This is a genomic window from Pseudomonas sp. NY15372 (assembly GCF_048068215.1).
GTDB lineage: Bacteria > Pseudomonadota > Gammaproteobacteria > Pseudomonadales > Pseudomonadaceae > Aquipseudomonas > Aquipseudomonas guariconensis_A.
The window spans coordinates 1-25,273 of sequence record NZ_JBLUPY010000050.1; the positions used below are offsets into that span (position 1 = coordinate 1).

The 25,273-nt window shown below is 65.6% G+C and carries 25 protein-coding genes; 10 read left to right on the forward strand and 15 right to left on the reverse strand.

Annotated features, from left to right (window positions below):
• Positions 1-97: 97 nt before the first annotated feature.
• The gene (locus tag ACNFG0_RS21495) at positions 98-922 is read left to right on the forward strand and encodes an SDR family oxidoreductase (RefSeq protein ID WP_416766304.1); all 825 of its coding nucleotides are present in this window, start codon (positions 98-100) and stop codon (positions 920-922) included.
• 135 nt (positions 923-1,057) lie between these two features.
• Here ACNFG0_RS21495 and ACNFG0_RS21500 read toward each other — a convergent pair whose 3' ends face one another.
• The 4 genes from ACNFG0_RS21500 to ACNFG0_RS21515 form a co-directional block, all read right to left on the reverse strand.
• Positions 1,058-2,497 (reverse strand): efflux transporter outer membrane subunit, encoded by a 1,440-nt coding sequence (locus ACNFG0_RS21500; RefSeq protein ID WP_416766306.1) that lies wholly within the window; start codon positions 2,495-2,497, stop codon positions 1,058-1,060.
• Entirely contained in the window at positions 2,494-3,555 is a 1,062-nt protein-coding gene (locus tag ACNFG0_RS21505; RefSeq protein ID WP_196166958.1) for an HlyD family secretion protein, read from the reverse strand. Before ACNFG0_RS21505 ends, ACNFG0_RS21500 begins: the two co-directional genes overlap by 4 nt.
• A 28-nt stretch (positions 3,556-3,583) precedes the next feature.
• Entirely contained in the window at positions 3,584-5,122 is a 1,539-nt protein-coding gene (locus ACNFG0_RS21510; RefSeq protein WP_416766307.1) for an MFS transporter, read from the reverse strand.
• Positions 5,123-5,409: 287 nt separating this feature from the next.
• Positions 5,410-6,318 (reverse strand): LysR family transcriptional regulator, encoded by a 909-nt coding sequence (locus ACNFG0_RS21515; RefSeq protein ID WP_196156577.1) that lies wholly within the window; start codon positions 6,316-6,318, stop codon positions 5,410-5,412.
• A gap of 249 nt (positions 6,319-6,567) precedes the next feature.
• Between ACNFG0_RS21515 and ACNFG0_RS21520 the strand changes: the two genes are divergently transcribed.
• Positions 6,568-7,014 carry a universal stress protein gene (locus ACNFG0_RS21520; RefSeq protein WP_416766309.1) on the forward strand — a complete coding sequence of 149 codons (447 nt, stop codon included), beginning with the start codon at positions 6,568-6,570 and terminating at the stop codon, positions 7,012-7,014.
• A 45-nt stretch (positions 7,015-7,059) separates the two neighbouring features.
• On the opposite strand, the gene ACNFG0_RS21525 is transcribed toward ACNFG0_RS21520, so the two are convergent.
• From ACNFG0_RS21525 to ACNFG0_RS21540, 4 genes are read right to left on the reverse strand one after another with little or no spacing between them, the layout of a single operon-like run.
• The gene (locus tag ACNFG0_RS21525; RefSeq protein WP_416766311.1) at positions 7,060-7,923 is read right to left on the reverse strand and encodes an efflux RND transporter periplasmic adaptor subunit; all 864 of its coding nucleotides are present in this window, start codon (positions 7,921-7,923) and stop codon (positions 7,060-7,062) included.
• 10 nt (positions 7,924-7,933) lie between these two features.
• The gene (locus ACNFG0_RS21530) at positions 7,934-8,134 is read right to left on the reverse strand and encodes a DUF1656 domain-containing protein (protein ID WP_196156580.1); all 201 of its coding nucleotides are present in this window, start codon (positions 8,132-8,134) and stop codon (positions 7,934-7,936) included.
• Positions 8,135-8,138: 4 nt separating this feature from the next.
• Positions 8,139-10,316, reverse strand: coding sequence for an FUSC family protein (locus tag ACNFG0_RS21535; RefSeq protein ID WP_416766313.1), 2,178 nt, complete (start codon positions 10,314-10,316; stop codon positions 8,139-8,141).
• Positions 10,313-11,839: an efflux transporter outer membrane subunit gene (locus tag ACNFG0_RS21540; RefSeq protein ID WP_416766315.1), complete on the reverse strand. Its 1,527-nt coding sequence runs from the start codon at positions 11,837-11,839 to the stop codon at positions 10,313-10,315. Before ACNFG0_RS21540 ends, ACNFG0_RS21535 begins: the two co-directional genes overlap by 4 nt.
• Before the next feature lie 181 nt (positions 11,840-12,020).
• Here ACNFG0_RS21540 and ACNFG0_RS21545 point away from each other — a divergent pair, with 181 nt between their 5' ends.
• Positions 12,021-12,968 carry a LysR family transcriptional regulator gene (locus ACNFG0_RS21545; protein WP_084857133.1) on the forward strand — a complete coding sequence of 316 codons (948 nt, stop codon included), beginning with the start codon at positions 12,021-12,023 and terminating at the stop codon, positions 12,966-12,968.
• A 194-nt stretch (positions 12,969-13,162) separates the two neighbouring features.
• Complete coding sequence (locus tag ACNFG0_RS21550; RefSeq protein WP_416766316.1) at positions 13,163-14,137, forward strand: 2-hydroxyacid dehydrogenase; 975 nt, start codon at positions 13,163-13,165, stop codon at positions 14,135-14,137.
• 104 nt (positions 14,138-14,241) lie between these two features.
• On the opposite strand, the gene ACNFG0_RS21555 is transcribed toward ACNFG0_RS21550, so the two are convergent.
• Positions 14,242-15,144: a DMT family transporter gene (locus ACNFG0_RS21555; RefSeq protein WP_416766318.1), complete on the reverse strand. Its 903-nt coding sequence runs from the start codon at positions 15,142-15,144 to the stop codon at positions 14,242-14,244.
• Between the two features lie 229 nt (positions 15,145-15,373).
• Between ACNFG0_RS21555 and ACNFG0_RS21560 the strand changes: the two genes are divergently transcribed.
• The 3 genes from ACNFG0_RS21560 (at position 15,374) to ACNFG0_RS21570 (ending at position 17,208) form a co-directional block, all read left to right on the forward strand.
• The gene (locus ACNFG0_RS21560; RefSeq protein WP_196156572.1) at positions 15,374-16,249 is read left to right on the forward strand and encodes a helix-turn-helix domain-containing protein; all 876 of its coding nucleotides are present in this window, start codon (positions 15,374-15,376) and stop codon (positions 16,247-16,249) included.
• A gap of 214 nt (positions 16,250-16,463) precedes the next feature.
• Positions 16,464-16,811 (forward strand): HPF/RaiA family ribosome-associated protein, encoded by a 348-nt coding sequence (locus tag ACNFG0_RS21565; protein ID WP_196144410.1) that lies wholly within the window; start codon positions 16,464-16,466, stop codon positions 16,809-16,811.
• 127 nt (positions 16,812-16,938) lie between these two features.
• Entirely contained in the window at positions 16,939-17,208 is a 270-nt protein-coding gene (locus tag ACNFG0_RS21570) for a DUF3509 domain-containing protein (protein ID WP_196144411.1), read from the forward strand.
• On the opposite strand, the gene ACNFG0_RS21575 is transcribed toward ACNFG0_RS21570, so the two are convergent.
• Both ACNFG0_RS21575 and ACNFG0_RS21580 read right to left on the reverse strand, forming a co-directional pair.
• The gene (locus tag ACNFG0_RS21575; protein ID WP_416766320.1) at positions 17,194-17,511 is read right to left on the reverse strand and encodes a hypothetical protein; all 318 of its coding nucleotides are present in this window, start codon (positions 17,509-17,511) and stop codon (positions 17,194-17,196) included. The genes ACNFG0_RS21570 and ACNFG0_RS21575 overlap by 15 nt on opposite strands.
• Before the next feature lie 117 nt (positions 17,512-17,628).
• Positions 17,629-18,099, reverse strand: coding sequence for a phosphate-starvation-inducible protein PsiE (locus ACNFG0_RS21580; RefSeq protein WP_196144413.1), 471 nt, complete (start codon positions 18,097-18,099; stop codon positions 17,629-17,631).
• 236 nt (positions 18,100-18,335) lie between these two features.
• Here ACNFG0_RS21580 and ACNFG0_RS21585 point away from each other — a divergent pair, with 236 nt between their 5' ends.
• Positions 18,336-18,596: a YebG family protein gene (locus ACNFG0_RS21585; RefSeq protein ID WP_196144414.1), complete on the forward strand. Its 261-nt coding sequence runs from the start codon at positions 18,336-18,338 to the stop codon at positions 18,594-18,596.
• A 183-nt stretch (positions 18,597-18,779) separates the two neighbouring features.
• Here ACNFG0_RS21585 and ACNFG0_RS21590 read toward each other — a convergent pair whose 3' ends face one another.
• The gene (locus tag ACNFG0_RS21590; RefSeq protein WP_196144415.1) at positions 18,780-19,799 is read right to left on the reverse strand and encodes a Leu/Phe/Val dehydrogenase; all 1,020 of its coding nucleotides are present in this window, start codon (positions 19,797-19,799) and stop codon (positions 18,780-18,782) included.
• Between the two features lie 123 nt (positions 19,800-19,922).
• Here ACNFG0_RS21590 and ACNFG0_RS21595 point away from each other — a divergent pair, with 123 nt between their 5' ends.
• Positions 19,923-20,729 carry a SirB1 family protein gene (locus ACNFG0_RS21595; protein ID WP_416766322.1) on the forward strand — a complete coding sequence of 269 codons (807 nt, stop codon included), beginning with the start codon at positions 19,923-19,925 and terminating at the stop codon, positions 20,727-20,729.
• Here the strand turns inward: ACNFG0_RS21595 and maiA are convergent.
• The 3 genes from maiA to hmgA are packed head-to-tail and all read right to left on the reverse strand — an operon-like array spanning position 20,723 to position 23,964.
• On the reverse strand, positions 20,723-21,355 hold the full coding sequence (gene maiA / locus ACNFG0_RS21600; protein WP_196144417.1) for a maleylacetoacetate isomerase: 633 nt from the start codon (positions 21,353-21,355) through the stop codon (positions 20,723-20,725). The genes ACNFG0_RS21595 and maiA overlap by 7 nt on opposite strands.
• 11 nt (positions 21,356-21,366) lie before the next feature.
• The gene (fahA, locus tag ACNFG0_RS21605) at positions 21,367-22,659 is read right to left on the reverse strand and encodes a fumarylacetoacetase (RefSeq protein WP_416766324.1); all 1,293 of its coding nucleotides are present in this window, start codon (positions 22,657-22,659) and stop codon (positions 21,367-21,369) included.
• Between the two features lie 3 nt (positions 22,660-22,662).
• A complete protein-coding gene (gene hmgA / locus ACNFG0_RS21610) occupies positions 22,663-23,964 on the reverse strand; it encodes a homogentisate 1,2-dioxygenase (RefSeq protein ID WP_196144419.1) in 1,302 nt (433 codons plus the stop codon).
• Positions 23,965-24,161: 197 nt separating this feature from the next.
• Here hmgA and ACNFG0_RS21615 point away from each other — a divergent pair, with 197 nt between their 5' ends.
• Positions 24,162-24,938 carry an IclR family transcriptional regulator gene (locus ACNFG0_RS21615; protein ID WP_196144420.1) on the forward strand — a complete coding sequence of 259 codons (777 nt, stop codon included), beginning with the start codon at positions 24,162-24,164 and terminating at the stop codon, positions 24,936-24,938.
• The last annotated feature ends 335 nt before the right edge of the window (positions 24,939-25,273 follow it).

A 25,273-nucleotide genomic window follows, 5' to 3' on the forward strand; every position in this document is an offset into this window, starting at 1 on the left:
AAGCCGGCTCCCACACCCTACTCTTGGTGGGAGCCGGCTTGCCGGCGATTGGGCCGGTATTGGCAACGCCTACTTTCCTTGATGACAGGCCTTTCCCATGCCCACTGTGCTGATCACCGGTTGCTCCAGCGGCATAGGCCGCGCCCTGGCCGAAGCCTTCCGTGACGCCGGCCACGAAGTCTGGGCCACGGCCCGCAAGCCCGAAGACGTCGAGCGACTGGCCGCCGCCGGCTTCGCCGCCCGGCAGTTGGACGTGAACGACACCGACGCCCTGGCACGCCTGGCCGATGAGCTGGAGGATCACCACGGCAGCCTGGACATGCTCATCAACAACGCTGGCTACGGCGCCATGGGGCCTTTGCTCGATGGTGGTGTCGAGGGCCTGCGCCACCAGTTCGAGACCAACGTCTTCGCCGTGGTTGGTGTGACCGGCGCGCTGTTCCCGCTGCTGCGCCGCGCACGCGGCCTGGTGGTGAACATCGGCAGCGTCTCCGGGGTGTTGGTCACCCCATTCGCCGGTGCCTACTGCGCGTCCAAGGCCGCCGTGAACGCCCTGAGCGATGCCCTGCGCCTGGAGCTGGCACCGTTCGGCATCCGGGTGATGGAAGTGCAGCCTGGGGCGATCGCCTCGCAGTTCGCCAGCAACGCCCAGCGTCAGGCGGATGAGGTACTGGCCGCGGATTCGCCGTGGTGGCCATTGCGCGAATATGTCCAGGCCCGGGCGCGGGCTTCGCAGGACAGGCCGACACCGGCTGCGGTATTCGCCCAAGGGCTGCTGGCGGCTACCCGCAAGACGCCGACGCCCGCGCTGGTGCGCCTGGGCAATGGCAGCACGGCGCTGCCGCTGCTGGCCCGGTTGGTGCCGCGGCGGTTGCTGGACAAGGTGTTGCGCAAGCGGTTCGGGTTGCTGCGACCACTGTGAAATAGCGTCGCCTGCATCGGGGCAAGCCCGCTCCCACAGGCTCCCCGTAGGGCCTGATTTGTGGGAGCTCATGCAGAGAAGCAGTGTCTGGTGTGGGAGCGGGCTTGTCCCGCGATTGGGCCGCGCAGCGGCCCCTTACACCGGCTCGTCGAACGCCTGCCAGCCGCCGCCCAACGCCTTGTACAGCCCTACGAGCGCCTGGGCCACCGCCGCCGAACTGTCGATCCACTGCTCCTCGCTGGCCAACAACGCGCCCTGCACGCTCAATACGTTGAGGAAGTCCACCGCCCCTTCCACGTACTGGCGCTGTGCAGTTTCCAGGGCGATGCGGTTCTGTTTCACCGCCTCGGCCAGATGGTCGCGACGCAACTGGCTGGCGTTGTACAAGCGCAGCACATCGTCGATCTCGTGCCATGCCCCCAGCACCACCTTGCGGTAGTTCAACGCCGCCTCCTGCTGCTGGGCCTCGCGCAGTTCCAGCGTACCTTTCAAGCGCCCACCTTCGAAGATTGGCAACGACAGCTGCGGTCCGAAGGCGAAACGCCGCGCATCCCAGGCGCCGAAGTCGGACAGCTGCATGGCCTGGAAACCGACACTGCCCGACAGCCGGATGCTCGGGTAGAAGTCGGCCTTGGCCACGCCGATGCTGGCGGTGGCCGCATGCAGGCGCGCCTCGGCCTGGCGGATATCCGGGCGACGCTCGGCCAGCTCCGAAGGCAGGCCAATGGCGAACGACTGCCGTGGCGCCGGTAGCTCGCCAGCAGCCAGCAACTGGCTTTGCAGGCTGCGCGGCGGTTCGGCGGCGAGCAGGCTCAGGGCGTTGATCAGATCATCGCGCCGGGCTTCCAGGGGCGGCAGGCGGGCCTCGATGGACGCTACCTGGGCACTGGCCTGGGCCACGTCCAGGCGCGTGGCGACGCCTTCGGCCTGGCGATCCTGGGAAAGCTCGAGGCTATGTCGGGCGACCTTGAGGTTGTCGCGGGTGATCTGCAAGGTGTGCTGCACCGCACGCAACTGGATATAGTCCCCGGCCGTTTCGGCCAACAGCGCCAGCAGCACACCGCGACGATCGTTCTCGGCCACTTCCACCGTGGCATCGGCCGCCTCGACCTGGCGGCGCACCCGGCCCCACAGGTCCAGCTCCCAACCGGCCACCAAGTCGCCCTGCCACAGGTTGAAGGCCGACTTGCCCGCCTTGCCGGACGGGTCGCTCAGGCCTTCGGCGCTGTTGCGCGCACGGCTGTAGCCAGCGTTCATGTCCACCGAGGGCGCCTCGTCGGCGGCCACGGTACTACGCAAGGCACGGCTTTGCAGCAGGCGCGCGCTGGCCATCTGCAGATCGAGGTTGCGCTCGGCCACGCGCTGGATCAGCGCGCTCAGCTGGGCATCGTGGAAGCTGTCCCACCAGCGCAGCTCCAGGGGCTCGGCAGTGGGTTGGCTGGCGGCGGCCTCGCCCTGCACCGGCGACCAGGCCTGCGGTGCCTGGTGGTCGGGGCGCTGGAAGTCCGGGCCCAACGTGCAGCCGGCCAACAGCACCGCCAGCAACAAGGGGCTCAAGCGGGATGCAGGTTTCATCGCGCGCTCACCTCTTTGCCTTCGAGCGTGTCGCCGTGGGTGTCGATGGTCGCCACCACCGACATGCCCACCCGCAGGCGCTCAAGCAGCGGCTGGCCGTCATCGAAGACGATCTTCACCGGAATGCGCTGGACCACCTTGGTGAAGTTGCCGGTGGCGTTGTCCGGCTTAACCGCGGCGAAGGTCACGCCGGTGGCCGGGGCAATGCTCTGGACATGGCCGTGCAATGTTTCGCCCGAGAAGGTATCGACACGGATGCTCACCGGCTGGCCGGGTTGCACGTGGGTCAGCTGGGTCTCCTGGAAGTTGCCGACCACATAGGCCTGCTGCAGCGGCACCACCGACAGTAGCCGCGCGCCCGGGTTGACGTAGGCGCCCACGCGCAGGGCGCGCTCGCCGACCATGCCATCCACCGGGGCGGTGATCTGGGTGTAGGAAAGGTCCAGCTGGGCTTTCTCGAGCCCCGCCTCGGCACGCTTGAGCTGGCCATCGGCGCTGGCCACCTGGGCGCTGAGGATATCCACCTGCTTGCGCGTGGCCACCAAGGCCGCCTGGGCATTGGCCAGGCGCGCACGGGCCTGGTCGACCCGGCTGCGCGCCTGCTGAGCATTCTGCACGGTGCCGGCGCCCTGTTCGGCCAGACGACTGTAGCGCTTGACCTCATGCTCGGCGAAAGCCACCTCGGCCTGCGCCGCCTTCACCGCGGCCTCGGCCTGGACGATCAGCGAGCCCTGGCGCTCGAGGGTGGCGCGGGCGTCTGCGCTCTGCGCCTTGGCCACCAGCAGCTGGGCCTGGGCGGCGTCCAGGGCAGCCTGGTAATCACGGGCATCGATGGTCGCCAGCAACTGCCCGGCCCTGACCTGCTGGTTATCCTCGACCAGCACTTGCTTGATGAAGCCCGCGACCTTGGGTGCGACCACGGTGTAGTCGGCGGTCACATAGGCGTCATTAGTGCTCTGTTCGTGGCCGCTGCCCAGCATCCAGGGCATCACCAGGGCGGCGAGCACGGCCACGGCCAGTGCCGAGCCGATCACGAGAGTCTTGCGATTGTTCGTCATTTCAGCAGTCTCGAATTTCATCCAGGGCTCAGGCCACCGCACGCGGTGGGTAGACCCGGGTAGGCACGAAAGGAATCAGGCAGATCAGGGCCACGGCGACACCGGCCAGGACCAGGTAGAGGTCGGCCGAGGTCAGCACCAGGGCTTGTTCATGGATACGCTTGGCCAGGCCTGCGGCGTTGTCGTCGACCAACGGGGCGTTGCCCAGGCTGTCCACCAGGTGGTTGGAATGAAAATGCCTGCGCAGGGTGCCGAGGGCGTCCAGCAGGCCGGCAGCGATCACCGAGGCCAGGCCCTTGACGGTGTTGAACCAGCTCGAGGCGAATGGGCCTTCCTGCGGGGTCATGCCGTTGGTGGACAGCATCAGCAGCGGCAGCACAGCCATTGGTTGGCCGAACACCTGCAGAAGGTAGAACGGATAGAAGTCGCCCCGGATCCACTGCGAGGTCAGAAGGCTGCTGCCCAGGCAGCTCAGCGCCAGCATGCCCAGGCCCACGGCCAGCACCCAGCGGCAGTCCACCGCACGGATATTGCACAGCGCAGCCGTCAACGGCAGGGCGATCAATTGCGGCATGGCCACCAGCATCATCAGCGGGCTGGTCTGCGCCGGGCGATAACCTTGGATCTGCGCCAGGTACGCCGAGGGAATGCTGCCCACGCCCGACAGCACGATCAGCACGCCAGCCAGCGTCACCAAGGCAAAGCTCAGGTTGCGGCGCGACAACAGGCGCAGCTGGAAGAACGGCAGCGGTTCGGACCATTCGTTGTACATGAACAGCACCAGCAACAGCAGGCCACCGCCCAGCAACCAGCAGATCAGCGGCGAGTCGAACCAGCCCCAGCGGTCACCCAGCGACAGGCCCAGGACGATGCAACTGATGGCCGGCAGGCCAAGCACCACGCCGCGCCAGTCGAACTGCTTGAAGCGCTCCAGGCGCAGGGGGTCCTGGGGCAGGCCCCAGCCAACGCAGAACATGGCCAGGCCCGACGGCAGGATGATCTGCCAGAACGCCCATTGCCAACCGACGTACTCAGTCCACAAGCCCGCCAAGGGTGTGCCCAAGTTAGGGCCGAAGGTGGCGGTCAGGGCATAGCAGGCCAGGCCGTAGACCTTGATGCCCGGTGGCAGAAAACGCAGTGCCACGGTCATCAGCATCGGCGGCAGGGCGCCGGAGGCCAGGCCCTGGAGGATACGCAGCAGCATCAGGCTGTGCAGGTTCGGGGCGAAGGGCTGTACCAGACCAAGCACGGCGAACACGCCGATGGCGCACATGGTGAAGCGGCGCAGGGAGAAGGTGCCGGCCATCCAGGGCGCGAAGGCCATGGCCGAGACCGAGGCCGCCGAGTACACCGCCAGCAGCCAGGCGCCTTCATCGGCACCGATGCCCATGGCACCGCGGATGTCGGCCAGGGAAATCTTCGTCACCGCCTCGTTGAGACCGGCGCAAAGCACCGCCAGCAACACGCCGAACAGGCCGACCACCACCCGCACGCCGAACGCCGTTTGCGCCGGTGCGGCCGGTGCAGGGGCGGCGAGCACGGCGGAAGGCGCGGACAGGGAACTCATGGACAGACATCTCCAGCAACAATTTAGGGCGCAAGAGAAGTCTAAAAAGGTCGAATGCTGACGAAAACTGACTTATTGGCAGTTTTATGTTGCGCTGGACGCAATCCAGAGTGTCAGTACCGACGCCATCGCCGGCAAGCCGGCTCCCACAGGGTCACCGCCAGCCTGTGGGAGCTGGCTTGCCAGCGGGTCATCGCCAGCCTGTGGGAGCTGGCTGGCCAGCGGGTCACCTCCAGCCTGTGGGAGCTGGCTTGCCAGCGATTGGGCCAGCACAGACGACCCAGCAATCAAGGATCGACGCTGCAACAGGCCTTCAACGTCTGGCGCAACCAGCGATGCGCTGGATCGTTCTGAAAGCGCGGGTGCCACGCCTGCATGACGGTTACCTGCTCGAGCGCCAAGGGGATCTGGAACGAGCGCAGCGGCAGCCCCAGCTTGTTCACACTGTTGAGGATGTTGGCCGGCATCGGCAGGATCAGGTCCGAATCGGGCAGCGAGAACATCGCCGAATGGAAACTCGGGGTGATCAATGCCACCCGTCGCTGCACTTTGTAGTTGGCCAACTCCACATCGATCGGCCCATTGGCCCGGCCACGTCGCGATACGCTGATCTGCGGGTAGGCGGCGAAGCGTTCCGGGGTGATCTCGGCGTCGAAGATCGGATGGTCGCGCCGGGCCAGGCCGATGTAGACGGTATGGAACAGGCTCTGCACTTTGATCTCCGGTCCCAGGTCGATGGTCGAGCTGATGATCAGATCTGTGCGCCCATCACGCAGCACGCTGTCGTCATCCCCACCCGGGCTCTCCGGGACGAACCTGAGCACGGTGCGCGGCGCCTGCTCGTGCATCATGCGCAGCAACTGGGCGCCATGGAGCGCGATGAACAGGTCGTTGGTGCGGATATTGAAGGCCCGGTCCAAGTTCGGCAGGTCCACGTCGTCGCCACTGCGAAACACTTGCCCGGCCTGTTCCACCAGGGCCGAGACTTGCTCACGCAGGGCCAGCGCCCGGGGTGTCGGCACCAGGCCGCGACCGGCGCGGACCAGGATCGGGTCGCCCAGGGCATCGCGAATCCGCCCCAGGGTGCGGCTCATCGCCGCCGGGCTCAGGTTCATGCGCTGGGCCGCACCGACCACGCTGCCCTCGTCGAGCAGGGCATCGAGCGCGACAAGCAGGTTCATGTCTGGCAATTGCATGGCCGTTTTCCGTGACAGCTGTGGGAAACGCGATGTTAACAGGTTGGTGGATTGCGTCTGGCGCAACGACGCCGTGCATGGCAGGCCATTTATTCGCAGGCGCAAAGCTTGAACAATGGCGTAGCCCCTATCGCCGGCAAGCCGGCTCCCACAGGCGCTTGCCGATGCAGCGCATGACCGGTGGGAGCTGGCTTGCCAGCGATTGGGCCGGAACTGCCAACCTAGCATTTGCAGCCTGAAGGAACCCCCATGCCCCGCCCGGTCCTGATCGCCATCGACGCCTCCCCCGCCACCCACGCCCTGCTCGACCTCGCCCACCGCTACTGCCGCCCGGGCGAGCATGAGCTGCATGTGCTGCTGGCCATCGACACGACCTTCGCCGTGCACGAGCGCCCGGCGGCCTACACCGCGCAGGAACAGGAGGAATACCCCGCCGCCTGCGAGGAACAGCGCCTGGCCGAGCAGGCCGTGGCCAGTGCCGTGGGCACCTTGCGCGAGACAGGTTTCGATTGCCATGGCAGCGTGGTCGCCGCGGAGCCGGTCGCTGCCATCGTCGAAAAAGCCCAGGCGCTGAAATGCGAGCTGATCATCATGGGCCACCGGCACCTGTCGCGGCTGGGGCGCTTGCTGGACCCTTCGATCAGCGCCAAGGTGATCGACCGGGTGCAGATGCCGGTTTTGGTGGGCGTCGCCTAGGTAGCTGGGGGCGCGCTGCGCCCCTTTCGCGGCGCAAGGCCGCTCCTACAGGGAGGTGCTTGGCTTGACCACTACGGTGCAGGTCGTCCCCGCGGCCAGCAGGAAACCTTCGGGCACTTCGTCGATGTGAATCCGCACCGGCACCCGCTGGGCCAGGCGTACCCAGTTGAAGGTCGGGTTCACATCGGCGATCAGCTCGCGGCTCTGCGGGTTGTCACGGTCGTAGATGCCACGGGCGATGCTCTCCACATGGCCCTTGATGCGCTCGCCGCTCATCATCTGCAGTTCGGCCTGGTCGCCCACGTTCACATAGGGCAGCTTGGTTTCCTCGAAGAAGCCGTACACCCAGAACGAGTGCTCGTCGACCACCGCCATCACCGCCTCGCCGGTGCGAGCGTAATCGCCCTTGTGGATGTTCAGGTTGGTGACGTAGCCGTCGACCGTGGCGATGATCCTCGTGCGCGCAAGGTTCAGCTCGGCGGCGGCCAACTGGGCCTGGGCCTGTTGGTAGTCGGCCAGGGCAGCACTTGCGATGTTGCTGGCGTCGTCGCGGTTTTCCTTGGAAATCACCAGGTTGTCCAGGTCGGCGCGGCGCTTGGCGTTGACCTTGCGCATCTCCCAGGTGGCCTTGCGCGAGGCGACCAGGGCCTTGGCCTGGTTCACCGCCAGTTGGTAATGCTCGGGGTCGATCTGGATCAGCAGGTCGCCCTTCTTCACCCGCTGGTTGTCACGCACCGGCACATCCACCACATAGCCCGGCACATCGGCAGCGACGTTGATGATGTCGGCACGCACCCGGCCGTCGCGGGTCCAGGGTGTGGTCATGTAGTGCAGCCACAACTGGCGGCCGATCACCACGGCGCCCGCCAGCACCAGCAAGGTGGCGATCAGGCTGAAGAACTTTTTCATCGAAGGTTTCTCACCGGTACAAGGTCAGCGCCATGGCGCCGAAAAGGCAGATGAACAGGCACAGACGCAGCAGCGCCGGGTGCCAGAAGAAGCGGTAGCCATCCATGCTCGCGATGAAGCGGTCCAGGCCCCAGGCCAGGCCCGCGGCGAACAGGAACATCAAGGTCATGGTGGGCATGTACACGCCATGGAAGGCGATCTCGCGGGGCATGATTTCACGGAGCACGGTGCAGTCCTTTCGCCGGGGCCAACGGCGACTGTGGGTCGAGCAGGGAGGTACGGATGAAATGCAGGTAGCTCTGCACCCGGCGCAACACCGAGGTGTCGAAGTGCCGGGCGAAGGGCTCGTCGGTGGCCTGCACACGGCTGATGGCATGGTCCACGGCCACCAGGGCGCGTTCGTGGTTGCTGGCGTTGGGCTGCAGGAACAGCCGCGCCAGGGCCCGGCCCATGACACGGATGGCCTGGCGCCAAGGCTGCGACTCGGCATAGGCCGGGTGCACCGGCGCGTGCACCTGCTCCTTGCGCAGTTCGATGATCGCGTGGCCGATCTCCAGCACGGTGAACATCCAGCGCATCAGCTCGCTCTGTACCTGGGGCTTGCCTGCGGCCAGGCCATAGGCCTGGTGCAGCAGATCACGGGTGCGGCTTTCGAAGGCCGAGCCGAGCCCGCGCAGGCGCCCGGTGATGGCGAACAGCACTTGCTCGCGCAAGTCCTGCTCCAGGCGGCTCCACAGCCAGCGGCTGTTGGGCGGCAGGATGATCGCCCCGGCAGCGGCGCAGACCAGCATGCCGATGACCATGCCGATGTAGTCGTTGATGAAGGTGTACGGGTCGTAGATCGTCAGGTTGTTCGGCACCGAGCCGATGGCGAAGAACACCAACAGGCCGATGCCATAGCCTGCGTAGGCCGGGCGCGAGGACAGGAATGCACCCAGCACGAACACTGGCGCCAGCACGGTGCACAGCAGCGGGAAGCCGTCGATCCAGGGGAACACGAAGAAGGTTTCGAAGAAGCCGACGAAGGCGCCGATCATCGTCCCGCAGGCCATTTGGAACGACATGCGCTTGGGGTTCGGCGAGGCGGCCGACAGGCCTACGGTCACCGTGGCGATCAGGGTCATCATGGCGCCGCTGGGCCAGTCGCTGAGTAGCCAGTAGCTGCCCAGCAGCAACAGCACCGCCGAGGCGCGCACGCCGGCGGCCAGGGACACCAGCCAGTTGGTCTGGGCCACGTAGGGTTCGTCCCAGTGTTCGCGCTCGTGGTTGTGCGCAGACAGCGAGGCGTGGGTCTGGGCGTAGCTGTACATCTCGTCGACGAAGCGGTACAGCAGCTCGAAGGCGGTGTGGAAGTCGAGCAGGTCGGACTCGCTGGGGTCGGTCTGGACGTAGTCGGCGCGAAGCGTGCGCACCTGGGCTTGCAGGCCTTCCTTGTAGGCGGCCAGCTCCAGGGTCAGGCGCAGTGCGTCGGCATCGGTCAGTGCCCGGCCGACATAGGGCTCGAGCAGCTCGACGAGCGTCGCCAGGCCCGGCTCGATGGCGCCGACGATCTGCAGCGGGCCACGGGCGCGCAGGCGTTCGAGCAGGCGGTGCAGGGCGTTGAAGCGTGTGGTGATGGCCATGAACTCGCTGTTCATGCGCACCAGGCGGCCTGAGCGCCTGCGCATGTGCGGGTCTTCGAATGCGGTGACGTTACGCAGGCTTTCAAGGCCCACGGCTTCGGCGATAAAGCGGACGTTGCTGGTTTCGAAGCGGTCGCGCTGGCTGTCGCCGCGCAGGGCCTCGACCACCACGCCGGCGAACACGCCAAAGCGCTGATACAGCGCATTGCGCATGGCGGCGCTGGCCGACTGGGGCAGGATCGCGGCGCTGACTGCGGTCGACACCAGGATCCCCAGGGAGATCTCCAGCACCCGCCACACCGCCGCCATGAACGCCTGGTCCGGGTGTTCGAGCACCGGCAGGCCGATCATCGCCGCGGTGTAGCCGGCCAGCACGAAGCCATAGGCGCGGAAGGTGCGGTAGCGCATGGCCCCGGCCGAACACAGCCCGACCCACAGGGCCAGGCTGGGCAGGAACAGCTCGGTGTTCTGCGGGAAGATCGCGATCAGCGCGACCATCATCGCCGAGCCGGCCAGGGTACCGAGCACGCGATAGAAGCTCTTGGCGAACACATGCCCGCTTTGCGGCTGCATGACGATGAACACGGTGATCATCGCCGTGCGCGGCTGGGGCAGCTCCAGGCGCATGGCCAACCACAAGGTGACGAAGGCGGCGACCAGGATCTTGAAGATATAGACCCAGGTCACGCCGTCGGTGCGCGCCCAGGCGAAGAAGCCCCGGCGCCACTCCAGGCTTTGCAGCCAGCGCAGGGGTAGGCTCGAGGTACTCATTCGGTGTGGCCCGGCGTGTCCAAGATAGCCAGGGTGGCCGGCGTTTTCGGGGCGGCCTGGCGCTGTTCGTCGGGCACGTCCTCGCCAGCCGCAAGGCCCCCGCCCAGGGCAGTGACGAGCTCGGCGTGGGCGGCCAGTTGCGCGGCCTGGACCTGCTGCTCGATCTGCTGCTGGCGGAACAGCAAGGTCTGGGCGTTGAGCACGTTGAGGTAGTCGGTCAGGCCGCGTTTGAAGGCGACCATGGCGATGTCGTAGGTCTTCTGCGCAGCGGCCACCGACTCGGCGGCGAAATGCGCCTGCTCCTTCATCGACTCGCGGCGGATCAGCTGGTCGGAGATGTTCTTCAGCGCGCCGACCACGGTCTGGTTGTAACGGGCCACGGCGACGTCATAACCCGCCGAGGCCACGCCCAATTGCGAGCGCAAGCGGCCACCATCGAAGATCGGCAAGCTGATCGCCGGGCCTACGTTGTAGTTGAACTTGCGCCCGGTGAGAAACTCCAGCGGGCCGCCACCGGTGGCCATGAAGCCCAGGCTGCCGACCAGGTCGACGTTGGGGAAGAAACCCGCATGGGCGACATCGATGCCTCGCGCCTGCGCGGCCACTTGCCAACGGCTGGCGACCACGTCCGGGCGCTGGCCGACCAGTTCGGCGGGCAGGTTCGAGGGCAGTTTCAGCGGTGCGCCCAGGGTCAAGGTCGGGCGCTGAAGCTGCGCGCCCTCCCCTGGCCCCTTGCCGGCCAAGGCGGCCAGCTGGTTACGGGCCAGGGCGATTTCTTCGTTGAGGCTGTCGAGTTGGCGATGGGTCTCGGGCAGTGGCGCCTCGGCCTGGCTGACCTCGAAATGGGTGCCCAGGCCGCTGTCCAGGCGACGCTTGGCCAGCGCCAGGATCTGCTCCTGCTGCGCCAGTTCAGCCTTGACGATATCGCGCTGGGCGAAATGCAGGCTCAGCTGGATATAGGCGCGCACCACGTTGTTCACCAGCTCGAGCTGAGCCTGGCGGGCCTCGGCGACGCTCATGTGCGCCTGGTCCACGGCCTTTTCGCTGGCGTTGCGCTCGCGGCCCCAAAGGTCGAGGGCGTAGCTCAAGCCGATGGCGGCATTGTTGTCCCAGGTGTTGGCGCCGGAGAGCGCGCCAGGCCCGTAGAACTGATCCTCGGGCCAGTTGTGGCGCTTGAGCGTCGCCTGGCCATTGGCCTGGAGCTTTTCTGCCGATTCCACCACGCCGGCCATGGCCTTGGCCTCGCGCACCCGCGCCGCGGCCATGGCCAGGCTCGGGCTGCCGGCCAGGGCCAACGCGACCCAGCGGTCCAGCTGCGGGTCGCCATAGGCCCGCCACCACTGCTGGTCCGGCCAATGGGCGTCGCTGGCCGCTTCGCGGATCGCATCGTCGGTGGTCAGGGTATTGGCTTGCAGCGTCTTGCTTTGCGGGGCGATGCCCCAGGTTCCGATACAGCCGCTCAAGGTGAGGGTAAGGGCACAGGCACTGAGCGCACTCAGCGCTCTGATGATGCGACGCGGCACAGCTGCGATTTCCCGAGGAAGAGGTGGATGAGGCCGGGCAATTCTAGGGGGCGGTCGCACTGGCGATAAGCGTATATTCCTGCGAATCTTTGTTACCAAAACAGCGATAATCCGGCTTTAGTCTGAAGACCGCTTTGGTTACTTCATGTCACAATTTTGTCCTCTACCTTGAGAGTGACCCATGGACACCCTGCAAAACATGCGTGCTTTCAGTTGCGTGGCCCAGCTCGGCAGCTTCACGGCCGCTGCGGCGCAACTGGATACGACCACCGCGAACGTCTCGCGGGCGGTCTCCAACCTGGAAGCCCATCTGCAAACCCGGCTGCTCAACCGCACCACCCGGCGTATCGCCCTGACCGAGGCCGGCAAGCGCTACCTGATGCGCTGCGAGCAGATCCTGACCTACGTCGAGGAAGCCGAGGCCGAGGCCAGCGACGCCCACGCCCGCCCCGCCGGCCAGTTGAAAGTGCATTCGATGACCGGCGTAGGCCAGCACTTCGTGGTCGATGCCATCGCCCGCTACCGCGACTCGCACCCGGACGTGACCTTCGACCTGACCATGGCCAACCGCGTGCCGGACCTGCTCGACGAGGGTTATGACGTGTCCATCGTGCTGGCCAGCGAACTGCCGGACTCCGGCTTCGTTTCCCAGCGCCTGGGCATCACCTACAGCATCGTCTGCGCATCGCCCGACTACGTGGCCAAGCATGGCACCGCGCACAAACCCGCCGATCTGCTCAAGCATTCGTGCCTGCGCATGGTCAGCCCGGTGATTCCGCTGGAAAAATGGCTGTTCGACGGCCCGGAAGGCCAGGAAGTGGTCAACATCACCAGCTCGCCGTTCCAGGTAAATTCGGCCGACGCCATGAAGACCGCCATCCGCAGCGGCATGGGCGTGGGCGTGTTGCCGATTTATTCGGCCATCGACGGCCTGCGTGACGGCAGCATCGTGCGGATCATGCCCGACTACCGCCTGCAGGAGCTGAACCTGTACGCGATCTACCCGTCGCGCCAGTACTTGGATGCGAAGATCAAGACCTGGGTCGAATACCTGCGCAATTCGTTGCCGGAGATCCTCGCGGCCCATGAGGCAGACCTGAAGACCCACGAGTTGCTGATCGCCAACTGAAAAAGCTGCTGCATCGGGGCCGAGGACAATGGTAGGTTGCTATCCATTGACTCCACGTCTGGCAGACAGGCCCTTTCGCGGCACGAGGCCGCTCCTACAGGTCGTTGTAGGAGCGGCCTCGTGCCGCGAAAAGGGCCGTGAAGCGGCCCCGCTTTTCTGCCCGGCTCCGCTCCCCAGCCTTGCAGAGAAGCCCGATGAAAAAGACCGTCCTGGCCTTCAGCCGCATCACCCCGGCCATGGCCGAACGCCTGCAGCAAGACTTCAACGTGATCGTGCCCAACCCCAAGCTCGGTGACGTCGCCGCCCAGTTCAACGAAGCCCTGCCCGAGGCCCATGGCCTGATCGGTGTCGGTCGCAAGCTCGGCCGGGCGCAGCTCGAAGGCGCGGCCAGGCTGGAGGTGGTGTCCAGCGTCTCGGTCGGCTACGACAACTACGACCTGGACTACTTCAATGAACGCGGCATCGCCCTGACCAACACCCCGGACGTGCTCACCGAAAGCACCGCGGACCTGGGCTTCGCTCTGGTCATGGGCTGCGCCCGTCGAGTCGCCGAGCTCGATGCCTGGACCAAGGCCGGCCAGTGGCAGGCCACCGTCGGCCCGGCCCAGTTCGGCAGCGACGTACATGGCAAGACCCTGGGCATCGTCGGCATGGGCAACATCGGCGCAGCCATTGCCCGGCGCGGCCGCCTGGGCTTCAACATGCAGGTGGTGTACAGCGGCAACAACCGCAAGCCGGCCTTGGAGCAGGAACTGGGTGCCCAATTCCGCAGCCTGGAGCAACTGCTGGCCGAAGCCGACTTCGTGTGCCTGGTGGTGCCGCTGTCGCAGGCCACGCGCAAGCTGATCGGGGCCCGCGAGCTGAAGCTGATGAAGCCCAGCGCGTTCCTGGTCAACGTATCCCGTGGGCCGGTGGTGGACGAAGCGGCATTGGTCGAGGCGTTGCAGAGCGGCACGATCCGAGGCGCCGGGCTGGACGTATACGAGAAGGAGCCGCTGGCCGATTCACCGCTGTTCACGTTGCCCAACGCCCTGACCCTGCCTCATGTGGGCTCGGCCACCGCCGAAACCCGCGAAGCCATGGCCAATCGGGCGATCGATAACCTACGGGCGGCGCTGCTGGGGGAGCGACCGCGGGACCTGGTGAACCCGCAGGTCTGGAAGAGCTGAGGCGCCTGCCAAGGGCTTCGCCCTCGATCGCGGGGCAAGCCCGCTCCCACAGGGCTGGCGCATACCTGGAGCGGGCTTGTCCCGCGATAGGGCCAACCCTGTCTTCACCTGACGGCCACCGCCGCCCCCACCTTGCCGGCCTTGGGCTTGCGAAACACCAGCACGTTCCCCACCATCACCGCCACCAGCCCCAACAGCGCCGGTGCCGTCCACTGGTACCCTTCGGCCACTGCCGAGACGTTCAACGCCACCAGCGGGAACAGTACCGTGCAATAGGCTGCCCGCTCCGGCCCCATGCGCCCCACCAAGGTCAGGTAAGCGGTAAAACCGATCACCGAACCGGGGATCACCAGGTACATCAGCGAACCGATATAGCGCGCGTTCCATTCCATGTCGAAGGGAATGCCGCTCGACAGGCAATACACCGCCAGCATCGATGCGCCGTACAGCATGCCCCAGGCATTGGTGGTCATCGGCCTTAAGCCGGCTTTCTGCTGCAAGCTGGACAGCATGTTGCCTGCCGAGAAGCACAAGGTGCCAAGCAGCGCCAAGCCCAGGCCGTAGAGCGTCTGGCGGCTGGCGCCATGGCTGGCCAGCTCCGGCCAGAACAGCAAGCCCAGGCCCAGCAGCCCCAGGGCACCACCGCCCAGTACGTTGGCAGCGATGCGCTGGCCGAAGAAGATCCGGGCGTTGAGTGCGTTCCACAAGGTGGCGGTGGAGAACACCACGGCGATCAGCCCGCTGGCGATCCATTGGCTGGCGGTGAGGAAACACATGAAGTTGACGCAAAACAGGCACAGGCCCTGGGCCAGGCAGACCAGATGCCCGCGCCTGCCCATCGGCTGCAGGCGGCGGGTGAGCAACAGGATGGCGAACAGGATCAGGCCGGCCAGGGCGAAGCGATAGACGATCGACACCGGGATGGCGACCACACCCAACTGCAGTTTCAGGGCGATCCAGGTGGTGCCCCAGATCAGGACGGTTAGCAGGTACAGCGACAGGTTCATGAGGTTTCTCCAGGCTACCTGAACGGGGCCGCCGTGCAGCCCATCGGCGGCAAGCCGGCTCCCACGGCAACAGCACAAGCCGGTTGCAGCGATCGAGAGCGCAACCCTCGCCGGAGACCAGTTTCTGCCCGCCTTCGATTGCCCCGCTTGCACAAACTTGCGCTTTTCCCGTCACGGGGGCTGCCAGCCACCCAACGCCGCAGTAGGATGGCATCGAGAGGAATCACCCATGACGCCACTGACCCAGCTGCAAGTCTTCAATGCCATGCACGCCTCGCCCCATGCACGCCTGGAACTGAGCGCGCAGCTGGGTGACGGCCTGGCCGCAGCCTTGTGGAGCAACCGCAACGACGCCCGCGACTATCAGTCGCCGAGCCACCACACCCTGTCCTGCTACATCGCCGACGGCACCGGCATCTTCCGCCGCCAGCGCCCGGCTGACAAAGGCGCGCCGGACAAGCTGTGCATCATGCCCGCCGGCCACGAGTCCAACTGGATCATCAACGGTGCAGTCCGCCTGGCCCATCTGTACATCAGCGAGGAACAATTCGCACTCGGCTGCATCCGCTTGCTCGACCGCGAACCCCGGGAAATGCAATTGCGCGAGGCGACATTCCTCGACGACCCGCTACAGGCCCGGCGTTTCCGCCAACTGGTGGGCCTGGACTGGGACGAACCGGGCGAGCGCCTGCTGGCCAGCAGCCTGGCCCATGAAATCATCGACCATGCCGTACTCGGCCAGGCGGGGTTGCGCCAGGGGCTGCGCTTGAAAGGTGGGCTGGCCCCGCATCAGCGCCGGCAACTGATCGACTACATCGAAGCGCACCTGGAGCAGCCCATCACCCTGGGGGAGCTGGCCCTGCGCTGCAACCTGTCCGAATACCATTTCGCCCGCATGTTCCGTGCAAGCTTCGGCCTGCCGCCGCACCAGTACCTGCTGGCGCGGCGCCTGCACCGGGCCTGCGGGCTGCTGCGCCTGGGCCCGTTGCCGCTGGGCGAGGTGGCGCTGTTGTGTGGGTTCGCCAGCGCCAGCCATTTCAGCAACCGGTTTCGCCAGGCGTTGGGGGCGACGCCTGGGGAATACAGGGCGGCGTTCAGCCGCTGAACGGGCAAGGGGTCGCCTTACGGTCCGATCGCGGAGGCAAACCCGTCCCTACAAGCGATCCACACCTGCTGAACTGCAACAGGAAATTTATTTTTCGAAGGGGGTTGATTTCGCTTCGCCGTTGCCTGACTTTAGAGTCAAGAGGCGAAGAAATTCCAGGGGCCTCAGTGGCCTAGGCGCGCCTCTTGCGAGCAAGCTGAATAAGGATTGAATCATGCAAATCCAGGTCAACAGCAGCAACCACATCGATAGCAACATCCGGCTCAATGAGTGGGTCCGCAGCACGTTGGAAAGCAGCCTCGAACGCTACGAGGACGACCTCACCCGCATCGAGGTCCACCTGCGCGACGAGAACGGCACCAAGCCCGGCCCGCATGACAAACGCTGCCAGATGGAGGCTCGCCCGAAAGGCCATCAACCGATTTCCGTGACCCACACCGCCACTTCGCTGGACCAGGCGGTCGATGGCGCCGCCAGTAAGCTGAACAACGCGCTGGACCACTTCTACGGCAAGTTGCGCAGCAAACGTGGCGTGCTGCAGCTGAGTGACCCCGAAGCCTGACCCGCTGCATGGCACAACGACGCCCGGCTATACGCCGGGCGTTTTCGTTTCCACTGGTCGGTGGGCCTGAACCAACCCGGCGCCCACCCGGTCAACCCCTGCAGTCACTTCTTCACAGACAACGACCATGCACAATCCATTCGACCAGATCAGCGACGCCTTCGCCCCCGAGTACAGGGTCAACCTGAGTATCGAAAGCCTGGATGGCAGCATCATGCTCACGCTCTCGGACGACAAGGGTATAGCGGCCAAGCGCTTGATCACCGCCGCCCAACGCAACGACCCGCAGCGTCTGCAACGGGTCATCGACAGCATCCGCCAAGGGCTGGCCGTGGAAGTCCTGGCCCGCTTGCCACGCAAACCGGTGCAGGCTGCCTGGCGATCAGCGTCGCGATAGCAGCAGGCTGTCTATTACCCGCTCGAAATCGGACAAGCGCAAGCCACGTACACGCGATGCCGGGTCGAAGGTGGCGGGCGCATTGAAAAAGCCGATCAGCCCTTGGTCGTAGGTCGGTACTTCCTCGCGCTCGACCCAGTATTCGGCCTCCTCGACCAGGGTGCGGACACTTACCACGTCTTCGTCGATGACATCGGCGATTCCGTTGAGGTAGGTAGCGTCTGGGTCAATGCCCAGCGGGGCAAAGAACGCGGTCAGGTAGTGGCGGATTTCTTCGGTCAGCACGTAGTCGTCAAAGCTCATGTTGATATCCAGGGCGGCGCGCAAACCTCACGCCCCCTTGGCGTGATCCCAGGCTGCGGCCACGCCCCGGATTTCACAGCCCCACCCGCCCCGGCCGGCGTTAGCGGCATACCACCCTCACTTGCCCTCTTCCACTTCCTTGCCGTTGGCATCGAGCACCTTGGTCGAGGGGTAGCGGTACGACGCATAGCGCACCACCAGGATGGAAAACGCCAGCAACAGGATGCCGCCGCACAGGTACAGCAGCCCGACGTCAGGCGCCTTGTGGTGCGAGACATCGCCGATCAGCAGGCGGGTCAGGGCAGTGATCGCCACGTACAGCAGGAAGCGGATCGGCATGTGGTTGGTCTTGAAGTAGATCCCGACCATCGCCCCCAGCTCCAGGTAGATGAACAGCAGCAGGATGTCATCGACACTGACCCCTCCCTTGCCCAGCATGTCCAGGAAGGTCATGACCGCCGCGTAGGCCGTGATGGCGCCGATACCGAACAACGCCAGGTAATGGAAACCTTCGACACACAGGTTGCCCAGCGAGTCGGCGGAGCCGTGCAGGCCCTTGCGCAGTTTTTCTGCCCATTTGATGTTCACGATGTTCGATTCCCCGATACGAGCTGAAGGATGATGCGTCACGCCTGTGACGCTTTGTGCATGCAGTTAAAGGGCCAGGCCCTTGGCTTGGAAGGCGACCGATTGCCGCAAGGCACCTGTGGGCTAGGCTCAGTGAAAAAAGGCCATCATCGTGGTTGCATCTACATGGCCTGACCGGATACTGTATATGCATACAGCAAACCGCAATTCACAGCAAAAAGGCACAGAGGTGATGAATGGCCGTCGAAGTGGTGTACCGCAGCAGCCGCGACCCGGAGCGCTTGTTCATGGATAAGGCCGAGGCAGATCGTCACGACAAGATGCTCGAGCTGGCCGAGCGCCTGGCCGATGTATTGCACAAGGCGGTGCCGTCGCTGACCGAGCAGCAGGTCGAGGAAGCCGGTATCTACATGGCCAAGAACCGCGATGTGTTCGCCCGGGCGTTCAAGAACCAGCCGGATGCGCTGGCGGAACTGCTTGAGGGCGGTGCGGAGTAATGACTGGAGTGGCGTGCCTGTGCGGCAGCAATCGCGGGGCAAGCCCGCTCCCACAGAGGATCAGCGCTCCGAAGGGCTAGGTGATCTCTCATAGAAACTGAGCTGATACATAAATCAGGCTTTGCAGAGCCACCCTGTGGGAGCGGGCTTGCCCGCGATTGCGACCGCACAGGCAACACCGGCTCACCCATACAGCAACCGCTCCGCCAGCATCTGCGCCACCCTCGCTGGCGAACGTTTTTCCGCTTGGGCATGGGCGAACACTTCGGTCAACCGTGTGGGAATGCGCGCCAGGTGCGAGGTGATCGTTCCCAGGTTCTCGCCTCGATGAGTCAACGCCACGTAGATCAGGCCACCGGCATTGATCACATAATCCGGGGCATAGAGGATGCCGCGTTTTTCCAGTTGGTCGGCTACCTGCAAGGTGGTCAGCTGGTTGTTGGCCGCCCCCGCCACCGCCGCACAGCGCAACTGCATCACGCTCTGGCCATTTAGCACCGGCCCCACGCCGCACGGCGCGAAGATATCGCAAGGGGTGTTGACCAGTGCTTCGCTGGCGACCGGGTGGGCCCCCAGCTGCTCCACTGCCAGGCGCACACGCCCTGGGTCCAGGTCACTGACCAGCAACTCCGCACCCGCCGCATGCAGTTGTTCGGCCAGGGCATAGCCGACATTGCCCAACCCCTGCACCGCTATCCGCAAGCCTTCGAGGTTGTCGCTGCCCAGGCGCGCCATGGATGTGGCGCGGATGCCGGCGAACACGCCCATGGCCGCGTGCGGTGAAGGGTCGCCCGAGGCGGTGGTGCTGGTGACGTGTGGTGTGGTCTGAGCGATGCAGTCCATGTCCAGGGTCGAAGTGCCGCTGTCCACGGCCGTGATGAAGCGCCCTTGCAGGCTATCGACGAAGCGGCCGAACGCCTCGAACAGCGCTGCGCGGTTTTCCACATGGGGGTTGCGCACGATCACCGCCTTGCCACCACCCAACGGTAAACCGGCCAGGGCCGCCTTGTAGCTCATGCCCTGAGCCAGGCGGATGGCATCGGTCATGGCGCTTTCATCATCGGCGTAAGGCAGGTAGCGGCAGCCGCCCATGGCTGGCCCCAGTTGCTCGCTGTGAATCACCACCACGGCCTTCAGGCCCGTGGGCGGGTCGATGCACAGGTGCAGCGACTGGGTACGGGTGCTTTGCATGAGCGCGAACATCAACGGGCTCCCCAGAGAGGTGCTCCTACCAGTATAGGCAGCCCGCCAAGGCCTGAACCCCGGGCAGACCACTGGACGAAAGCACCGCCCAGGGCTAAAAGATAAGCGTATGTGGAGATGCCCATGAACCCACGCCAAGCCTGCCTGGCCTGCCTGGATCGCGAGCCTGTCGCCCTGCTGGAGGCCACGCTGTGGATCGCCGCCGAACACGACCGGGCGCTGGACCCGGCGGCGAGCCTCGCCCATCTGCATGACCTGCAACGGGAGATCAGCGCGCAGTTGCCGATGCTGCCCCTGCACGAACTGGCCCAGCCGCTGCTGCGCCAACTCAGCGCGCTGGGTTTCCAGCAGGACGAGTACCACCCCTTGCGACCTCAGGTGGCCTTGATGGACAAGGTCCTACAGCGCCGTCGCGGCCAGCCGCTGACCTTGGCCATCCTCACCCTGGAGCTGGCGCGTCGGCTATCGATACCGCTGGAAGGGGTGAACTTCCCAGGCCATTTCCTGCTCCGGGTGCCCGGTGCCGACCACCTGCTCGACCCGTGCGGCGGCCGACGCCTGTACCCGGCCGACTGCCGCGAGCTGCTCGCCCGCCAGTTCGGCCCGCACATGCCGCTGACCGCCGAACACATGCGCAGCGCCACCCCTGCACAGATGCTCCAACGCCTGTCACGTAACCTGCGCCACCTACACGGCAGCAACGATAATGCCCTGGCCGCGCTGATCGACGCCGAACGGGTGATGCAGCTGGGCCCGGTGCTGGTCAGCGACTATCTGGCCCGGGCCACGCTCTACCAGCAACTGGACTGCCCCCAGGCCGAACGCTACGACCTCGAGCATGCCCTGCTACTGACCGACGACCCGGTACAGCGCCTGAAACTGAGCGAACGCCTTAGCCAACTGCCGTCGGCCAAGCGTTCGATTCACTGAGCCGGCGTATCCGGCTGGCGGGCAGGGTGCGCCTTGGCGAAGGCCGGGTGCGCCTCGGCCAAGGCGGCCACGCGACGAATCCGCGGATAGCCGTCGAGGTCGACGTTGAAGCGCTCGGCGGCGTATAGCTGCGGGATCAGGTACACATCCGCCAGGCCCGGCTGGTCACCGAAACAGAAGCCCTCGTCACCGATCAACTGCTCCACTGCGGCGAGCCCCTGGCCGACCCAGTGGGCAATCCACTGGTTGACCTGAGTTTCGTCGTGCCCCAACTGGCGTAGCTGGTTGAGCACGCTGACGTTGTGCAGCGGGTGGACATCGCAACCGATGATCGCCGCCACGCCGCGTACCTTGGCCCGCGCCTCGGCCCCCGTGGGCAACAACGGCACCTGTGGATAGGCCTCCTCCAGGTACTCGATGATCGCCGGCGACTGCACCAGCAGGGCGCCCTCGTCGGTGCGCAGGGCCGGTACGCGCCCTTGCGGGTTCAGCGCCACATAGTCGGCACCACGTTGCTCGCCCTTGAGCAGGTTGACCGGCAGGGCCTGGTATTCCAGGCCCTTGAGCGCCAGGGCGATACGTACCCGATACGACGACGTGGAACGGAAATAGGTGAACAGCTCCATCGCCCTGCCCCTCAGTTGGCCGAGATGACTTTGCCGCGGCATTCGCCGAAGCCAATGCTCGCCACGCCGTCACGGGTGCAGCGCGCGCGCAGGATGATCTCGTCGCCGTCCTCGAGGAACTTGCGCAGCTCGCCGCTGGCCAGCTCGACCGGGTGCTTGCCGCCCTCGGTGATCTCCAGCAGGCTGCCGAACGAGCCCGGCGCTGCACCGGACAAGGTGCCCGAGCCGAACAGGTCGCCCGGCTGCAGCTGGCAGCCGTTGACGCTGTGGTGAGCGACCATCTGTGCCACGGTCCAGTACATGCTGCGGGTGTTGCTCAGGGTCAGGCGATGGGCCGGCAAACCCTGCTCGCGCATGCGCTCGGTCAGCAGCAACACTTCCAGTTCGATGTCGAAGGCGCCTGCGGCCTGGTCACGCTCGTCCAGCAGGTAAGGCAGCGGCTGTGGGTCGCCTTCCGGGCGCTTGGCCTGGGCACAGCGGAACGGCTCCAGCGCCTCGGCGGTGACCACCCACGGCGAGATGGTGGTGATGAAGCTCTTGGACAGGAACGGGCCCAGCGGCTGGTATTCCCACGCCTGGATGTCGCGCGCCGACCAGTCGTTGAGCAAGCAGTAGCCGGCTACGTGCTCGGCGGCATCGCCGATCGGGATGGACTGGCCCATGTCATTGCCCTGGCCGATCCAGATACCCAGCTCCAGTTCGTAGTCCAGGCGCGCGCAGGGGCCGAAGTTCGGCTCGGCCTGCCCGGCTGGCAGGGTCTGGCCCTTGGGGCGGCGCACGTCGGTGCCGGTGGGGCGGATGGTCGAGGCGCGGCCGTGGTAGCCGATGGGCACATACTTGTAGTTCGGCAGCAGCGGATTGTCGGGGCGGAACAGCTTGCCGACGTTCTTGGCGTGCTCGATGCCTACGTAGAAGTCGGTGTAGTCGCCGATCTTCGCCGGCAAGTGCAGCTGGCAGTCGCTGGCCGGGTGCAGCGCCGGTTTCAGCGCGTCCTGGTGTTCGCTGTGCTCGCCAAGCAGCGCCAGCAGGCGCTCGCGCAGGGCGACACGGGCTGGGCGGCCGAGGGCGAAGAAGGCATTCAGCGCGCCGCCACGGGTGGCCTCCACGGCAGCCTTGGCCTGGCCGTCGAACAGGCCGGCAGCCAGCACCGCTTCCAGATCGAGGATGGCGTCACCGATGGCCACGCCGCAACGCGGCGCCTGGCCCGGGCGGCTGAAGATGCCCAGAGGCAGGTTCTGCAGCGGGAAGTCGCTGTGCCCATTGGCGTGCTCGACCCAGCTACGGGCGATGGCGGTCTGGTTCATGGGTTATCTCCGATTCGGGTTGAAGGTGCTCGGCAAGGTGGCCCAGCAACTATCGTAGTCGGCCTGCAGCTGCGGGCACTCGAGGGCCTTCAGGCTCGGACGCAGCACCTGGCTGGTCTCGAACATGAAGGCCATGGTGTTGTCGATCTTGTGCGGCGCCAGGTCCGCGGCGATGGCCTTGTCGCAGGTCTCGGCGTCGGGGCCGTGGGCGCTCATCACGCCGTGCAGCGAGGCACCACCGGGCAGGAAGCCTTCTGCCTTGGCGTCGTAGGCCCCCTGGATCAGGCCCATGAACTCGTTCATCAGGTTGCGGTGGAACCACGGTGGACGGAAGGTGTTCTCGGCCACCATCCAGCGTGGCGGGAAGATCACGAAGTCCATGTTGGCCAGGCCGTGGACGCTGGTCGGCGAGGTCAGCACGGTGAAAATGGACGGATCCGGGTGGTCGAAGCTGACCGTGCCGATGGTATTGAAACGGCGCAGGTCGTACTTGTAGGGCACGTTGTTGCCGTGCCAGGCGACCACATCCAGCGGTGAATGCTGCAGCTCGCAGGCCCAGTGCTCGCCAAGGAACTTCTGCACCAGTTGCACAGGCCCTGTGGCCTCTTCGTAGTGCGCCGCCGGAGTGAGGAAGTCACGCGGGTTGGCCAGGCCATTGCTGCCGATCGGGCCCAGGTCCGGGAGGCGCAGCGGTGCGCCATGGTTCTCGGCAATGTAGCCGCGAGCCTGGCTGTCGAGCAGCTCGACACGGAATTTCATGCCACGCGGGATCACCGCGATCTCCAGCGGCTCGACCTGCATCACCCCAAGCTCGGTGGCGATGCGCAGGCGGCCTTGTTCCGGCACCAGCAGCAACTCGCCGTCGGCGTTGAAGAATACGCGCTCCATGGAGCGGTTGGCGCGATAGATGTAGACGCTCACGCCAGCCGGCTTCTCGGCGGCCGAATTGGCCACCATGGGCAACCAGCCTTCGATGAAATCGGTGGGCTCGGCCGGAATCGGCTGCGGGCTCCAGCGCAGGCGGTTGGGCGTGGAGGCACCCAGCGGGCCGGTCAACGGCTGGCGCTCAAGGCGTTCGAAGCGCGGGTGCAGCGCGGAGGGGCGGATGCGGTACAGCCAGGTTCGACGCTGTTCGCTGCGGGCCATGGTGAACGCGGTGCCCGAGAGCAGTTCGGCGTACAGGCCGTAGGGCGCTTTCTGCGGGGAGTTCTGCCCGACCGGCAGCGCGCCGGGCAGCGCTTCGCTGGCGAATTCGTTGCCGAAGCCGCTCAGGTACTGAAGGTCTGGGGAAGGGTCGCGAGTCATCGGTGCCTCCGGGCTCGATGGGAGCCGTTGTTGGCAGCTGGCTGTGCGCCTGCTGCTGCGCATTCGAGCGAGCGATCCAGGCATGGCAGCGCGTCTGCATTGTTTTTATCGTAATCAGATTACGAATAACGTAATTTGATTGCCGAAAGGCGTCAAGCTATAAAGACGCCCACCTGTCTCCCTGGATACCCGCACCCATGGCCAAAGCCAGCTCCCCTGCCGACACCGGCAAGCAGAAGGTTCGCTCGGCGGAAGTCGGCACCGACATCCTCAAGGCCCTTGCCGAACTCTCCCCGTCCACCTCGCTGTCACGCCTGGCCGAGCACGTAGGGATGCCGGCGAGCAAGGTGCACCGCTACCTGCAGGCCTTGATCGCCAGCGGCTTCGCCGAGCAGGACCCGGCCACCAACCACTACGGCCTGGGCCGTGAGGCGCTGCGGGTGGGTATGGCGGCGCTGGGCAGCATCGATGTGCTGAAGGTGGCGGCACTGCCACTGTCGCAATTGCGCGACGAGCTCAACGAAAGCTGCTTCATCGCTGTGTGGGGCAACCAGGGAGCAACGGTGGTGAACATCGAGCCTGCGGTGCGTGCGGTGACGGTGGTAACCCAGATCGGCTCGGTGCTACCGCTGTTGAGCTCCTCCACCGGCCTGGTCTTCGCCGCCCACTTGCCGGAGCGGGAGACGGTGGAGCTGCGCGAGCAGGAATTGGCGGCGATGAACCAGGTGTATGGCGACTACGAGCCGTTGCTGACACAGATTCGCGAGCGCGGCCTGCACCATGTGCATGGCCTGCTGATGCCCGGCGTGGACGCCCTGTCGGCACCGGTGTTCAACGCCATGGGGCAGATTGCAGCGGTGATGACCGTGGTCGGCCCGACCTCGATATTCCATGCCGACGAACACGGCCCGGCGGCCAAGCGGCTGCTGGCGGCGACCCAGGCCACCAGCTGGCGGATGGGCTATGCGCCCTAGAAAATCGGCCGGCACCGTATCTACAGGGGTAGGCACTTTTACTCAAAACGTAAAGGTGAATGTCGGAAGCGGCTATTTTTCCTACGCCATCAAGCGCTTATTCTGATCTCACTGGCTGGCACGAAAGGCTCTACCCCCTGCCTTTCGGGCCTGCAAGGTTCACCGACGTTGATTTTGAAGCTCCTTGATCTAACGTCTCGATTGGCCGCTGCGTTTGCAGCGGCCTTTTTTATGTGCGCCAGGCATGGCGCGTTGCGCGTTAGCGCAACCCGCTTGGCTGTGGTGGCCGAGCAGGTGACTTGGAGGTGAAAGTCCTCTACACACCCGGCAAGGGG